Source organism: Paenibacillus taiwanensis DSM 18679 (genome assembly GCF_000425125.1).
GTDB lineage: Bacteria > Bacillota > Bacilli > Paenibacillales > Paenibacillaceae > Paenibacillus_B > Paenibacillus_B taiwanensis.
This window is the reverse complement of the sequence record NZ_KE384306.1, coordinates 207,317-223,442: the sequence shown is the minus strand read 5'-3', so window position 1 is coordinate 223,442 and position 16,126 is coordinate 207,317. Positions and strand designations below refer to the sequence as shown.

Here is a 16,126-nt window from a genome sequence, read left to right as displayed (position 1 = left end):
TTTCATTACAGAAATTACTTGCTCCCGATATAGTACCGACACATTTTACGCTTCTATTCACGTTTCTATTTTACCCGCTACATACTCTCCAGCATAATACGAGATCCTCTACCCGCTTGCTCCGCAGGCTGTACGACCAGCTTGCGTGGGAGTCGAGCTCTTAGCTCTGGCACATGGCTAATCACACCTACAGATAGTCGATCTGTATGCAGCTTCTCCAATGCCGTCACAACCGTATCAAGCAATTCAGGGTCCAACGTGCCAAATCCCTCGTCCAAAAAGAAAAATTCCAGTGGATACATGCCTCTAAGCTGAATCTGTGCGGATAAAGCAAGGGCCAGCGCCAATGATGTCAAAAACGTCTCTCCACCTGACAGCGTGGATACAGGGCGTCTTATTCCACCATTGGCATCGTCACGAATAACAAAGCCGCCACCCGAATCCACTTCAAGTGAATATCGCTGCTTCGTTAACGTTTTTAGTCTTTCCGAGGCCGCCCGACTCACTTGAAGAAGCTGCTCCTCCGCAACGTACTCTACAAATGCATTGCCCCGAAATACAGTTTGCAGCTGCTGTAGCCCATTCAATAGCGTCTGACCGGCAGCGCGCCGTTGCTCCAACACCATCCAACGACTATGCTTGCTCCGCAGTTGCTCCACATCTCGCTCGGCCTTTGCACGGCTTGAGAACGCTGCTTCATCCTTGAGTTGCGCGGACTCAAAGCTTTGAACACATGCCTGCCAGTCAGCCTCGCTGATTTGTTTGCCCTGCAATCGCTCGTCGAGTCTGCGCAACTGGTTCGACAGATCTTGACATCGTTCATGATACTGTTTCACCTGCTGCTGCAACTCATCTCTCTGTTGGACAGGCAGCAGTGAAGCTTCTGCTTCGTCAGCCGTACTAAAACCTGTCTTGCCTAATTGCAGCTTCAACTTGGCTGACGCTTGCTCCGCACGTTCCACAGCCGATTGATACGCTTGTCTCGCAAGTGCAAGCTGCTCCTTCGTGTTAACCTCGGCCAACCGAGCCACTTCAACGGCAGCTGTAAGCTGTACTGCATTAGCACGGACGCTAGCTAAGCGACGCTCTGCTTGTAATATCTGGTCTGCTATTGGCTCGGGCACGAGCCACGGCTCCAGACGTTTTTCAAGATCTTCCATTATTCTGAGCACACTTTGAAGCTCTGCCTTACTTTGAATCACTTGCATCTCTGCTTGGCGATGTTTAAGATCACATGCACGATATTGAGTCTGCGTCTCTTCCAGATAAGTTACACTGCGCTCAATACGCTGACGACAATCTTCCGCCTCCTGATCACGGAGCAGCCATTGAGCACGCAATTCATCCATCTGTTCATACGGCCATTGCACGTAATGCTCCGCGTGTACCCCTTTTAAATCAGATAGTCGTGAAAGTAGGACTGACAACTGCCCCTTCGTCTCTGCGTGTACAGCCCGTGCAGCATCTCTTTTCGAGGCGAATTGCTGTAACTGCCACAAATGTGCATCAAATTGACGAATGAGTGAGTCTTTCATCGTAACGGCCGATTCCAAATTACTTGTGAATTGCTCATGAAGTAACCGGATCACTTCATACCGCTCAATCATTTTCTCATATCGTTGCCAACTAGCAGCAACTGTTGTCCCCTCGTCCGTCCATTCTGATTCCTCATTGGAGCAGACTCGTTTAACTGTATCCAATGCAACAGCTGTATCGGGATGTATGCGGGATATATCGTCCATCCCTCCGGCAATTCCTGCGTCCTCGTTATAGCTGTGCTCCAGTCCTGCAGCCACCTGTTCAGCCAGCTTGCCCCCAAGCAGCGACGCACTTCTCGTACCTACATTCGCCAACCGCTCTCGCAACTCTTGACGTAGGGAAATGCAACGCTCAGACGCGGCCGTAGATTCGGATAATAGTAATTTGACCTGTTCACGGAGTTGCTGACACTGCTCAAGCAACTGCTCACCAGTGGTACGCTGACGACGATAGCTCTCCATGTCAGCAGCAGGAACTTTATGTGCTCGATCAGATGGATGATCCACTGATCCACATACAGGACAAGGTTCGCCAGTAATTAAGCTGCCCGCAAGCTCAGCAGCCAACAAATTTCTCGTGCTGGACTGTACATGCTGCGCTGCCCAAGCAGACAGATGATTCAAATGATCTGTCAGCAGCAGCAGTCTCTTATCGTTCTCGTGCCATTGCTGTTGTAACCAAAGCATGGATTGAAGCCACGCTGGCATGTGGTGACTCTGTTCTACAACGTTCTGAATTTCATGCCCAAGGTCCTGCTCAATAGTATTTACTACGTTAGCCTGCTGATCAGCATGCGCTTCTAGCTGAACAATTCGAGCTTGCAACTCGTCCAAGCGCTCCTTTGAAAGCCACGCAGACTGAAATGCTTCTCGTTCAGCCAATGGCCGCTCAAGCGTCTTTAATTGTTGCTTCAATTCAGTTTGGCGGATGCCCGCCTTATCAATAAGCTGTGTAAAGCGTTCGATTTCAGCACCCGACTGCTTACTCGTCTCCGTCGCCTGTGTCAGCACAAGTCGTGTTCGATCAGCATCTTGACGCAGGCGCACAAATTCCTCATGCCATTCCGCCGCCTGCTTTAACTGCTCGATACGATGAAGCAATACAGGTTCTTGCTGCTCTTTTGCATGCAACGCCTCGTTTGCAGCATGCTCTGCTGCCCTGCGGTCCTCTTCTCTTGCTACAGCACCAAACTCCGTTTGTTTAAGTTTGGCCTCATCCTGTAGCAATTGGAGCTGCGACTGCCCTGCTTCTTGGGTATATGGCGCCAGCAGTTCAGCTTCCGCTGCTCTTTTAATTTGTAATTCAACAGTCGTTATGACGTCTGCTTGCTGCTCCAATTGAGCCAGTTGACTTGCAATGCTGACGCGATCTGCCTGACGATCCCTTTGCTCAGCGAACTGTTGATACTGTAAAGCAGCGGCCTCTTTAGCAGCACGCGCCGCTTCAGCAATCGCCGTAGCTGCTGTCAGCTCAGACTCTACAGCAGCTAGCGCCTCTGCGGACGCATCCCCCAAGCCCTGCTGTTCTGCTGCACAAGCGCTTACTTCTGCCTCCGTTGCTTTCAATCGACGAGACAGCTTGCTTGTCAGTTCATCACCATACTGTTCAAGTGAAAACAGACGCTGCAACATTTGACGGCGATCACTGCCTTTTAACGAAAGAAATTCTGCAAACTTCCCTTGCGGCAATACGACTGCACGAGTAAAGTCATCCATTTTTAAACCGATATGGTGTTCTACCATCCGTGTCACGTCTGCAAGCTTGTCTGCTAGTACCGTTTCAGAACTAGACGTGATCTCAATGAATCGACTTACTGTATTGCTGACCGTAGCCTCACCTGTCCGCTTGAACCGGCGCTCTACACGAAACATATGTGAACCCTGGACACCGTTTAATTGAAACGTAAACGATACAGACAGCTGGTCCTCCGCCTGATTCATAATGCCCTGCGTTCCGTTTGTTGCCCGCTCCACCTTGCCATACAGCGCTAATGTAATGGCATCTAAAATGGTCGATTTCCCACTGCCTGTAGGACCAAATATACCAAAAATCCCATTTTCACATAACGTTCGAAAATCGATTCGTTGTTCTTCCCGATAACTTTGAAGTCCTGCCAGTGACAGTTCTATCGGCCTCATGCGTCTACCTCCTCCGCATGTTCTCTTTCACCTACAAGCTCTAGGAATAGCTTAATAAGTGCATCATCAGGCACTGCTCCGCCTGTCTGACGTTCGTAAAAACGACAAAACAACTCTTGTACCGGCAAGTCGCTGCGTCGTCCTGCCTCAGCCTGAATCTCTTGCATTTCGGGGTATACCGGGCGAATATGAACAATACCAGCATGTGCTTTGCGAATATGCTGAATCTGTTCCATCGTCAGCGCTTCCTGCAAATGTAAATTCACATCCAGCCATGCATGACGATCTCGCCCCTCTTCCAACCAAGCGCATAACTCGCTGTAGCCACCTTTAACCTGCCAACTAGCTAACGGTTTTCCTGCGCTCAAATAATGCTCTACAGGCTCGACAGTCGTAGTTCCCGGGCTAATATCCACAATCGTTACCGACTTGGTCTGTCCTGCCTCTGAGAAGCTGTACCCTATCGGTGACCCGCTGTATCGGATAACACCAGGTCCTTTTACGCGCTGCGGTCGATGAAGATGCCCCAAAGCAACGTATTGGGCTTTACAGCCTGATTCCCCACATACGTCAAAAGCACTGGGATCAACCGTGTAAGCTCCGCCAACCTGAATGGGACGTTCAGATTCACTCTCTTTGCCGCCAAGTACATACAGATGACTCATCATCAAATTTACATGATCCTTACGATAGGCTTGTGCCTGCTTGGCGAGCAACTGACCTACTCTGGCACTATATGCCGATCGAAGGGACTCTTCATCGTTGTCCACCGACAACAGCTGCTTCAGTCTTGATTCTGATGGATAAGACAACGCCGCGATTACCGCCTGCTCATCCGTTCGTTCTATCGGCACCACTAAAGGCTGCTCCGTTGGTTGCCCAACAATTAGAATGCCTTGATGCCGCAGCAGCGGTGCAGATGCTGCCAGTCTCTCCGGGTGGTCATGATTGCCTGATATAATAACAATCGGACGTGAGCCCCGCTTAGACAGTCTTTCAATTGCTTCATAAAACAATAGCTCGGCGGCAGCAGGCGGGTTAACCGAATCGTATACGTCCCCCGCCAGTAAAATGAGGTCTACTTTCTCTTCATCTGCCAAGGCAACCAGTTCGTCTACAAATGCTGCCTGCTCTTCCAGACGGCTTCTCCCTTCAAGGGTTCGACCGAAGTGCCAATCTGCCGTATGCAATATCCGCATGTTTGCTTGCCTCCTTTCTGTTATGTTCTTTGTTAAAGGATGTGTGCTTCTTTGGTATCAAAAAAGTAAAGCACCTGTATATCCACCGAACGTTTCCATATCTTCTCAATTGCCCGTGCATACAGACCAAGTTGGAAGCGATAATGGTCAACCAAAGCTTGAACTCCCCCACTTGCAGCACGCACACGATCTGTCTTGTAATCTAGTAAAATAAGCTTTCCTTCATGCTCAAACAAGCAATCAATGACACCTTGTACCAGAACGGTCTCATCATCTAGCAAGCCTGCATCATCACGTGCGGCAAAGGTAGACGTCGCAACAAAACGAAGTTTTTCACCGATATCTGTTTCTACCTGGTTCATCTCAATTGCGTAGGCCTCCGTTGCCGTCAACCCGTAACTGAACGGCATTTCACGATAAACCAGCTTACTATCCAGCAATTTGCGACCCATATCATGCTCAAAGAAGGCTTGTACTGCATCGGCATCTATCGCATCTGCTTGTGGTTGTGACATCAAGTCTCGATCCACCATGCCCGCAATTGTCGCCTTTACAATATCTGTTGTCATCCCTGCTTGAAGGTCCAGTGGCAAATGCTGCATCAAGAAATGATACGCCGTCCCTCTCTCCGCAGCCGTAAGCCGCATCTTCTCCATAAAGCGCGGCCGCCTTAAATGCAGCGTATATCCGGCCATTGTATCTTTATCATCCTGTTCGTCTTCACCGGCAGCCTGTATCCATGAGGATTCTGCCCAGTCCTCTTGTGTAAACAGACGCTTCATTTCGGTAACTGACGTTTTAGCAGGTAACAGCTCCGCAATACGATAAGGGTTGCGCCACCCTAAGCGCTCCTCTATGAAAGGCCGGTATGATGGGTTGGATGGGTCCTCGGCTTCCGCCCACTCATCCAACTGCACGAGTCGCTGCAATTGCTCCGTCATTGCTTGCGGCAGCGTATCCTCGGCGCCGGAATCAAGCTGTAGAGCCAGCACAGAAGCTGAGACGATAGACAATTTCCATTGTGCCGTCTCTTCCAGCATACATTCACCGTTCCGATTCGGAAGTCCAGCATAGTTGCGCCAATCTGCTGCCGCAGCATGTCGAATAATCGCTGGACCAATCCAATCCAAGTAGGATCTGGCTCGTGCAATCATATAATCTGGCAGCAGCATCTCATCAATATCAAGCGCTTCTCCCCACTGGCGTATATCTTTTGCGGCATCACTAACCGTACCCACAAGTATCAGCTTCTCTTTAGGTCTCGTTAAAGCCACATAAAGGACACGCTGCTCCTCCGCAAGCAATTCTAGCTTCATCTGTCTGCGTATGGCCAAATTAGCCAGTGTAGGATAAGTAACTCGTGTCGCCTCATCCACGTACTTCGGTCCAAAGCCAAGCTGCTTGTGCATCAAGAAGGAAGCATTCAAATCCTGTTGGTTAAACATTTTGGCAAGCCCCGCTACAAATACGACAGGGAATTCCAGCCCCTTACTTTTATGGATAGTCATCAAACGAACAACATCCTCCTGCTCGCCTAACGCTCTCGCTGTGCCAAGATCACCACCCGTGCCGCGCATCCGGTCGATGAAGCGCAAAAAACGAAACAGCCCTCTTACAGATGAAGCCTCATATTGTCGTGCCCGATCATATAAAGCACGCAAATTAGCTTGTCTCTGCGTACCACCAGCCAACCCGCCAATCCACTCAAAATAGCCTGTCTCGCGGTAAATTCGCCAAATCAACTCTGACAATGAGCCTTGACGCGATTCATTCCGCCAGTTATCCAACTGCTGCAAGAAGGAGCGAATTCGAGTTCTAGTGCCGTCACTAAGATGTGGCTGCCCCCGCGTATGACCTGTTTCGTCTTGTGGAGGTGAGTAATCAGCAGCCATAGTCTCATTTGGCTCCTCAGCAGCCAACTGGAGTGCGTCCGCATAAGGCATATTTGATCCATACAGACGTACCTGAGCCAATTCTTCTGCGCTCAGGCCAACGATGGGAGAACGAAGCACACCAGCAAGCGGAATATCTTGATAAGGGTTGTCAATTACACGAAGCAATGACACCATCACTTCAACTTCAGTTGCCTGAAAATAGCCTGTACTAAATTCTGCATACGCCGGAATTCCTTCAAGGCGTAGTTCTTCTACCATAAGAGGCGCCCAAGCGGATGTAGCCCTTAACAAGATGACGATATCCCGGTAAGTGACTGGACGCATCCGCTGCTGTTTGCCGTCAAAGATAAGATAAGGCGACTCGCCCTCATCACCTAACAGCCGACGAATTCGCGCCGCAATTGCACGTGCTTCTAAGCGCGCCGTTTCCAGTTCAGCGGCGTCTATAGTTGGACCTGTCGAATGATCACCAGTCAACTCTTCAATTGCCGCATCGTCATCCTCATCATGAACAGCTTCTACCCGACTGCCCTTCTCAATTAGCAGCAGCTCGGCTGCTACGCTTTGTGATTGTCCTGCGCTCGCAGACACTTCTGGATAATAGGCTGCGCCAAATTGTAATTCAGCGGCTTGATCATACTCAAGCTCTGCCACCTGCTTGTTCATCACCTGTTTGAACAGCATGTTAACGGCATCTACCACCTGTTTGCGACTTCTGAAATTGCGCGCCAGATCGATCCGCGCACCTTCACCTTCATCCCCTGGACGATACAATTCATATTTGGACAAGAACAACCCTGGCTCCGCAAGCCGGAATCGATAAATACTTTGCTTAACATCCCCAACCATAAATCGATTTCCTACACCTTCACGTGTAATCAAGTTAACGATCGCTTCCTGAACCATGTTCGTATCTTGATATTCATCCAACAAAATTTCTACAAACTGATCCCGGTACTGCACTGCCGCATCAGAAGGATACGTATGAGCTGCCGTTGAATCCTTGGTACGTAAAATTCGTAAGCAATAGTGCTCCAAGTCAGAAAAATCAAGCAGCCCTTTAGCCCGCTTAGCAAGCTCGTAACGTTCGCCAAATGCCTGAACGACACTAGCCATCTTGTCCATCAGTGGAGCCATATCATGCAGCTCATGAAGAAATTGAGTCGGCGTTCGCCTATACAATTCCTCACGAAGCTGCTGGTATCGTGCTTTTGCCTGATCGCGAAGCCGCTTCGTCTGTTCCTGCAACGATTTGTCATACTTATCTCCACGACAGGCCGCCAATCTGCCGAATTCAAGCTGCTCTATACTGCTGCTCATCTCGTGCCAAGGAAGACGTTCAGCAGCTTCCATTATGGTGCGAGCAGCCTGTAATTCAGGCTGCAACGCCGCTTGATAAGGTTCTGGTCCGCCAGGCGCTGTCGTCAGCTGCAAGGCTTGACGAAGCAGTTCTACAACTGCATTCAAACCTAGCCTTGTGTCCTTCATTACACTTTCCGCCCACGGTGTATGCGATAATTGTTCTACTGACGTCGCATTAAAGGAAGACACCATATCGCTAATCCATTCATTCGGCCAAGGATGACTGCGTGAAAAGTCATACAGTCGCTGAATCAAGCGGAAAGCTGCTTCATCGTTTCGTTCTCCACTAAACCAATCCACAAATTTGCGGAACCATTCATCTTCATCTGCATACAGTTCTTCAAACAAATCTTGCAGCACATCTTGACGTATCACTTCCGTTTCGGTAGCGTTCGCGACACGAAAAGCAGGGTCCAAACCTATCGTTTGGAAGTACCGTTGAATCACTTCCAGACAGAAGGAGTGCAGCGTTGTAATCGCAGCACGGTTCAATAGCGCTAGCTGCCTTTGCAAATGCTCTGATTCGGGATTTAGCTCCAGCGCCCCTTCGAGCGCAAGACGAATACGTTCCCTCATCTCCGCCGCAGCCGCCTTGGTGAATGTTGCCACCAACAGCTGATCGACATGTACTGGGTTGCTCTCATTGCTAATTTTACGAATAATACGCTCTACAAGCACTGCTGTCTTACCTGAACCTGCCGCAGCTGCTACGAGAATATGGCGACCCCCGTCAACGACAGCACGCCACTGTTCATCCGTCCATTTGGAGCCAATCGGCTTAGGAGGAAGGCTGACCGCTATTTGCTCGTCAACTGGTTGATGGACGGCATGATCAGGAAATTCCACCTCCGGAATGATCAACTCCTGCGCAGTTCCGACCGGATTGCCGCCTTGTGCTGCTGCATCATCCAAGCGATCACTTGACAAAGCTGCATGCCCTTGTTTATCTGTATCACTCATGTTCCCTTCCTCCTTCCTGCAGTTTGATCCACGCCTCTTCCTTACTTAACCTCGGAAGCTGATTATATTGATTCCCTTCTACCAATTCATCGAATTGGCATACGGGCTTAAAGTCACAAAAATCACACGCTTTATGTGTACCCATCCGATAAGGCTCGATCTGCACATCACCTTCGGTAATTTGCGTACCGATACGCTGAATGACGTTGCGTGCCGTATGACGAAGCAAATCCCACTGCTCTGTCGTCGCAACGCTTGCATTGCTATAAAAGGAGCCGTCCTGCTTGACGGCTACCGGAATTACATCCGAATACCCCTTCTCTAACGAAGCATCCATCTTGGATACAACCTCGCGCTCGGCCAGCACAAGACCTTTAAGCTTGAACTTCTTCAGCAGTTGTTCATGCGCTTGCTCTTCGTCCATACCATTGGATGATACAAGCAAAGGATTATGCACATGAAAATATAACGCTCCTGCCGGAAGTGCGGTCTGCCCGATCCATTCTTCGGCGTTTGTGAGCAGCACATCCAAGTAAGTCAGCATTTGCAGAGACAGTCCATAATACACCTCATGCAGCTTGAGATCTGTCGCACTAGACTTATAATCTACTAGGCGCAATAAGATCCCCTTCTCACTATCGGCACAGTCCACACGGTCAATTCGACCGACAACCTCCATCGTACAACCGTTTGCTAACGTAAAATGAAGCGGGGGCAGCGGCTTATCAGGGCCGAAGTCCATTTCCAGCGCCAATGGTTCAAATTCTCCGCGCTTGGAGTGTTCGCCAATTACGGATGCGGCCCGACTAACAATCTGCTTTAGTTTACGAGAAATATGCTGATAACGCTTCGTGCTGAGCAGAATTTCCCCTTGCAGGCGTGGTGCCAGTATGTCTACGATACGATCTGCCTCAGCCCGACACTCAGCAGGTGTTAACGCCGCCCAAGTACGTCCCTCTGACTTTAAGTCGGTTGCAAAACGGCTTAGTGCCGCATGGAACAATTGACCTATATCAGGCGCCTCTAAACGATATAACTGCCGCTCCTTTAGCTTCAACCCGTGCGAAGCAAAGTGGGAAAATGGACAAGCCACAAAACGTTCCATACGTGACACGCTCGTCCGCAGCTTCTTGCCATACAGCATCCGACTGGTTGATGGTTCTAAAGGCTGCACCTGATTTCGGTACACAAGCGAGCCCACGAGCGTACTTAGCCGGTCATGCCAGTTAGGATGAGATTGAAACCAACGATAAACTTCCCACCAGACAGGCGCAACCTCTCGCCCGCGCCTCCATTCACGCAACTGAGCTATCAAATGCCGTAGGGCAGTTTCCGGATGTGATATATAGGCTAATTGCTCTAACTCTGACATAAATTCGTTAGGCTCAGTCAGTAGTAGTTGCTCTTGTACATGCGGAAACATCGTCCGTAACATGCGGATCACTTCTGACGGGATAAGCGATTTGCCCTCCTCATCAGCAAGTGCGTAACTCACCCACAAACTTCGGCAAGGTGCAGACAACGCATTATAGATCAGAAATCGCTCGTCAAGCAGCTTGCGGCGTATGCCAGGAGCTAGTTCCATTCCCATGTCCAGTAATACGTCACGCTCATGTTCTGTCAATACGCCTTCTTCGAGTGGGCGAGCCGGAATAACACCATCATTAACACCTAACATATACAGATGATGAATCTGACCGGATCTCGTACGATCCATCGTTGCTATCAGCACTTGATCAAGTGCCGGTGGCACAAGTGCAAGCTTCACGCTCTCGAATCCGGTCTCCAGCATCCCCGCGAAGCTTTCGATCGTCATCTTTTCATCCCCGACCATCTCCACCATCTGATCCAGAATATCCAATATCGCCCCCCACATTTGGCGATGCTCGCGTGAGCGCTGCACGTCGCCGTTTAGCAGCGCTTCTGTGCTCATACGTTCCAGTTGCTGCGGAACGTGCAATTTCATCCAGAACTGATATAAGCCCTCGCACATGCCGCGCACATGCTGCGCGCGAGCCAGCGTTTGCTGTAGGTCAGCAATCGGCTCAGCGATCAATTGCCGACACTGCTCCACCCAAGCCGGAGCCTGTGTTGCGGATGCATCAAGCATGTCCACGTGTTCTTCCAAAGACAGAGAAGGAACCGCGGGCCACGGTCGGCCATTTGTCCAACGTGATCCTTCAATACCAGTCGCCAGTACATAATTCTCAAATCGATCCAGATTGGCTCTAGTAATGGAGCCATCCTCCGGAAGGATAAACTCTGTCTTTACAAATCGAAACACAGCATCTGCACGCCAATAGCCAAGCATAATATCAAGTGCAGCTCGAGTCATCTCCACGAACGGATGATGCAACACACCACGCTTTTGATCCATAAAGAAAGGAATGTCCGCATCCGTAAAAACAGTCTGGATCAGTTCAGCATAGTCCCCAATACTACGCACCATGACCGCTATATCCCGCCATCTGGTTTCGCCGCTGCGAACACGACGCAGCATGTCCCGCGCCACTGCTTCAACTTCCGTGCGACGGTTTACGGCCGCATGAACCGATATCGCTTCTTGTTCATCGGGTTGGGATGCTGCGGATGCCGCCCCTTGCCACGGCTTACGGCGTTCAAAGCTGCGTTCCAAATGCGCAAGCATCGGCTCAGCATTAAAGCGTGGCAGCTGCCTGCCCTCTGTCTCCCGCAGCCATATTACCTCGTTAATGGGCACACTTAAAGTGTCAGCCATCTCCTGCAACTTGCAATAAGTCGTTGCTGTCGGGTGGAACAAATTAAGCTCTTGAGGCAGTTCTCCCCGTTCATAAGGGCGATCCAGCGTTAAGGTCAGATGAACTTGCTTCGCATGAAGTAAAAGTGCCGCTAATACAGACAGCTCTTGGGGGGTAAAACCATGAAAACCGTCTATCCATATTTCTGCTTCACGGATATAAGCGGACTGAGGCACGTTCTCCGCAAGGCGCATTAATACATCTTCCCCATCCAAATAGTGATGAGCCAATTCCGATTCAAATTGATGCATTACCCCTGCAATATCGTGCAGCTTAGAGGACAGTAGCGGATGCCCGCTCGTCCCGCTCATCAAAGACCATTGTTCCTCAACGTCCGCAGCTTGAATACGGTAACGTTTCATCTCATCAAATAACGAGTTTAGTTTATCAATAAAACCAAACTGCTCAGCAGCTCCCGCAAACAAGGGCAGGTCTTGTTTATGCCGCTGCAATATTTTATACAGCAGCATTTTCTTGCCTTCCTCATTAATCGGGGTTAATGAAGCGCCTCCTGTTTCCTGCATGACACGATAAGCTAACCGCCGAAAGCTAAACACTTGCGCACGCAGTAAGCCACTTAGCTCTTCGGACTTCACAAGCGTATGCTCCATTTGAAAAGTTCCTTGCTCAGGTACTAACAGAATGAGCGGTGTTCCTTCTGGAGATGCGATCAATCGCTCGCGCAGCCGATTCAGCACGGTCGTTGTTTTGCCACTGCCTGATCTGCCGATCATAAATGTTAACGCCATAGCCATCTCCCCTCCATTTTCCTCTATATTTAAAACATAAATAGTGCATCATTAATAGTTTGATTGCATTCAGCACCTCTCACTAACACGCTTGCTGAGGCCCCTACGTCATCTACCTGCTAGGTTCCATTATAGCATGACCGTTATAAGAACACTCGTTTGTAAAGTTTGCCGCAGCATGCAAGATTAGAGAACAAGTAGAGCACATATGTAGTATGTCAAAATGAAAATCTCTGTCCTTGTTAACCATGATTGCATACGCACCACAAAAAAAAACCATCCATAGGGTAGTGAAACCCTCTACCCTTGGATGGCGTTCAGACGCATATGCTGTTGCTTAGCAGCCCCACATGATCAATCTAGTTTGTTCACTCCTGTTATCTCTACCTAGATCTATTTAGATCGCACTTCAAATACAGCAAACTTCAAATAATGTCCTTCGTCAACACCTGCAATCTGCGGATGATCCTTGCCGGCTGTACGCCACTCTATTAAACGCAGCACTTTCCCTGCATCCTGAGCCGCATCCAGAACTGCGTTCATAAATAAATCTGGGCGCATATGATATGAACAGCTAGCTGTAACGAGATAGCCGCCCTCATTTACAAGCTTTAAGCCTTGCAAATTAATATCTTTGTAGCCACGGTATGCACCTTCTACCGCTCCTTTAGTCTTGGCAAAGGCTGGCGGGTCTAAAATAACGACATCCCAAGTTCTGCCGCCGCTCGCGGTAATCGGCTTTGACGTATCCATTTTTTTCTTTCCCGTGGGAGATGCTGCACTTGCCCGCTCAAGCCGCTCCTCTTGACCACGCACCTGCATACGCAAGTATTCAAAAGCGTCAGCCACTACGAACTCCACTCGCTCAGTAAAACCGTTCAGTTCCACGTTCCGTTTAGCGCTTTGAATCGCATGATCCGAGATGTCTAGGCAGGTCACCGACTTGGCGCCGTACTTGCAGGCATGAAGCGTAAAGCTGCCTGTGTGCGCGAAGCATTCCAGCACCGTAGCGCCATCCCACCAAGGGAACGTCACAGGCTTGCCCTTCGCGTTAACAGGCAGTGTCTGATTCCCTTGTTCGGTATCCACTTCCTGCATACGAATGCCGCTTCGCTCGCCCCAACCCGTCATTAACGGCTCAATAGATGCTCGATTTTCACGCTGATCGAAAAAATAACCCGTCTTCTGACCTTCTACGATGTCCACTTCGATCGTTAATCCATTCTCCTGCACTTGCACATGACGCGGGCATTCGCCAAACAACAGTCCTGTCCGTTGTTCAAGTCCTTCTCGTTCACGAATGGGTACATCGCTGCGTTCATATATGCCCGCTGGTTCAAGCACCTGCACCAGCGCTTCAATGATCGCTTCTCTTCTAACATCCATACCAAGTGTCACGATTTGAACGACCAAGATGTCATCAAATCGGTCTACAACTAGACCTGGTAAAAAGTCAGCCTCACCATACACAAAACGATATGCTGTTGCTCCTGACAAAAATCGCTGCCGATGTTTGAGCGCATCACGAAAACGTGCTGCAAAATAAGCGGTGTCCATTTGCACCGCAGGTTCATAAGACACAATTCGGACTGTAATTTGTGAGGCCGCATTATAGTAACCGGTCGCCAAATATTTTCCTTTATCCGTAACAACATCTACTAGTGCCCCAGGCTCTGGCTGCCCAACGATTCGTTCGATTTCGGATTGATATACCCAAGGATGGGAACGTTCCGTACGCTTCTTACGTGAACGTGTCAGTACTACCTGTGGTCGTGGGTGAATGACTGCTGCTTCGATATAAATTCTCCTCCGTATGATGTGCTCATTACACCGCCAGAAGCCATCAGCTTGTCATGGTTGTCTGCGGACGAGCATACATATTGATTATGGTAAGGCATAAACTTCTTCTATTTTAAAATGGTTGTGCCATTTCGTTTTTCAAAAGGAGCTTACTTATGTTTAATGAACTGATACTGCCATTAGTCGCTGGCTTGGCATTATTTTTATTTGGCATGAAAACGATGGAATTCGCCCTCCATTTATGGGCAGGACCTTACATGCAGCGCATGCTGCATTCCTCCACCAAGACACCTCTTCACGGAATGATGTTCAGTTCACTAATGACTGCTGTTATGCAGAGCAGTACAGCCATTACAGTAATCTCGATTGGGCTTGTAAATGCACGACTGATGGCATTTTCCCGCACATTAGGCATTATACTCGGCACTAATATAGGCACCTGTCTGACAACTGAGCTTATTGGATTAAATATTAATCAATATGCCATGCCACTACTCTTGTTATCCCTGACAGCCTGGATGTGGGGCGTAATTGCCGATGATATTGTCCCCCATCTTCTCCCACGCATTCAACATTGGTGGCGTCCGCTTCAATTTGCATCAATAGCTTCTGCTGGCTTCGCCTTTATACTGCTTGGCATCGAATGGATGAAGTCAATTGGCGAGCCGCTGCAACAGCGCGGTCTGTTTAGCTGGTTTCTTGAACGCTCGCAAGACAGCTTGCTCTGGGCGCTTGTAGCCGGCATGGTCATTACCGCGCTCGTACATAGCAGCGCTGCCATTATTGCGATGGCTATGGGTTTGTCCGCGACGGGAGCTTTGCCCGTCGAGGTAGGCATTGCTATCGTGATCGGTTCGAATGTTGGCACATGCTTTACTGCGCTTATCGCCTCCATCGGGGGAAGCCGCAGTGGTCAGTATGTAGCCTGGAGCCACGTTGCGTTAAATGTAGGTGGGGCGCTGCTGTTTTTTCCGCTGCTGCATCAGTTGTATGCCGTATCCGCGATGTTAACACCAGAAGCAGCCGCACAAATTGCACGCGCCCAAACGATATTTAATATCGGCAGCTCACTTCTCGCGCTCCCTTTCTGTTATTTACCAGTGTGGAAGCGTATATAACCCAATTACGTTCGTCGCTCATTGTAACCTTATATTTTCACCAGCAATCAAGCATCAGCAATCTACATACATGCCGCTAAACCGTTAGATGTGAATACCCAAAAGGGAAAGCGCTGCTTTTACAATATGATCATTGTTGTCATAACCAGACTTTTGCTGAAGCTGCCATGCCTCATCCGGCTTATACCAGTTCACACCACGAATTTCTTCTACTTGCGCCTGAAGTTCGCCAGCTTCAGCCTCAACCAAATAATAATGGACTTCTTTGTCCACCAATCCGTGTTCCGCGTGTTCATACTGATAATAAATTACGTCGATTGGCGCTACGATTCGACCGCCGATTCCGGTTTCCTCTACAATTTCACGAAGTGCGGTTTGTTCAACGGTTTCACCGGGCTCCATTTTACCTTTGGCAAGCGACACTTTACCGTATCGGTCTTGTATCAGTTGTATTTCCAACTGCTCGCCACGTGTGCGGTATACTACACCACCAGCAGATATCTCTTTCATACAGTGGAATCCTCCCGTAAGTGATAAGATATAGTTATCCTTTATTATGTGCACATTGGTACTAAACACAAGCTATTTG

Annotated in this window: 7 protein-coding genes; 1 reads left to right on the top strand and 6 read right to left on the bottom strand. The window is 49.3% G+C overall.

Translation table 11 applies throughout. From position 1 onward, the window contains the following. Positions 1 to 77: 77 nt before the first annotated feature. The 5 genes from H509_RS0109770 to H509_RS0109750 form a co-directional block, all read right to left on the bottom strand. Positions 78 to 3,677 (bottom strand): AAA family ATPase, encoded by a 3,600-nt coding sequence (locus tag H509_RS0109770; protein WP_028544923.1) that lies wholly within the window; start codon positions 3,675 to 3,677, stop codon positions 78 to 80. Continuing rightward, a complete protein-coding gene (locus H509_RS0109765; RefSeq protein ID WP_028544922.1) occupies positions 3,674 to 4,876 on the bottom strand; it encodes an exonuclease SbcCD subunit D in 1,203 nt (400 codons plus the stop codon). The genes H509_RS0109770 and H509_RS0109765 overlap by 4 nt, the downstream gene beginning before the upstream one ends. 32 nt (positions 4,877 to 4,908) lie before the next feature. Beyond that, positions 4,909 to 9,093, bottom strand: coding sequence for a helicase-exonuclease AddAB subunit AddA (gene addA, locus H509_RS0109760; protein WP_084159144.1), 4,185 nt, complete (start codon positions 9,091 to 9,093; stop codon positions 4,909 to 4,911). Continuing rightward, complete coding sequence (addB, locus tag H509_RS0109755) at positions 9,086 to 12,619, bottom strand: helicase-exonuclease AddAB subunit AddB (RefSeq protein ID WP_028544920.1); 3,534 nt, start codon at positions 12,617 to 12,619, stop codon at positions 9,086 to 9,088. The genes addA and addB overlap by 8 nt, the downstream gene beginning before the upstream one ends. Positions 12,620 to 13,012: 393 nt before the next feature. Next, positions 13,013 to 14,401, bottom strand: coding sequence for a class I SAM-dependent rRNA methyltransferase (locus tag H509_RS0109750; RefSeq protein WP_036696886.1), 1,389 nt, complete (start codon positions 14,399 to 14,401; stop codon positions 13,013 to 13,015). Positions 14,402 to 14,574: 173 nt separating this feature from the next. Between H509_RS0109750 and H509_RS0109745 the strand changes: the two genes are divergently transcribed. Beyond that, positions 14,575 to 15,537: a Na/Pi cotransporter family protein gene (locus tag H509_RS0109745; RefSeq protein ID WP_028544918.1), complete on the top strand. Its 963-nt coding sequence runs from the start codon at positions 14,575 to 14,577 to the stop codon at positions 15,535 to 15,537. A gap of 84 nt (positions 15,538 to 15,621) precedes the next feature. On the opposite strand, the gene H509_RS0109740 is transcribed toward H509_RS0109745, so the two are convergent. Then, positions 15,622 to 16,047 (bottom strand): NUDIX hydrolase, encoded by a 426-nt coding sequence (locus H509_RS0109740; RefSeq protein WP_028544917.1) that lies wholly within the window; start codon positions 16,045 to 16,047, stop codon positions 15,622 to 15,624. Positions 16,048 to 16,126: the final 79 nt, after the last annotated feature.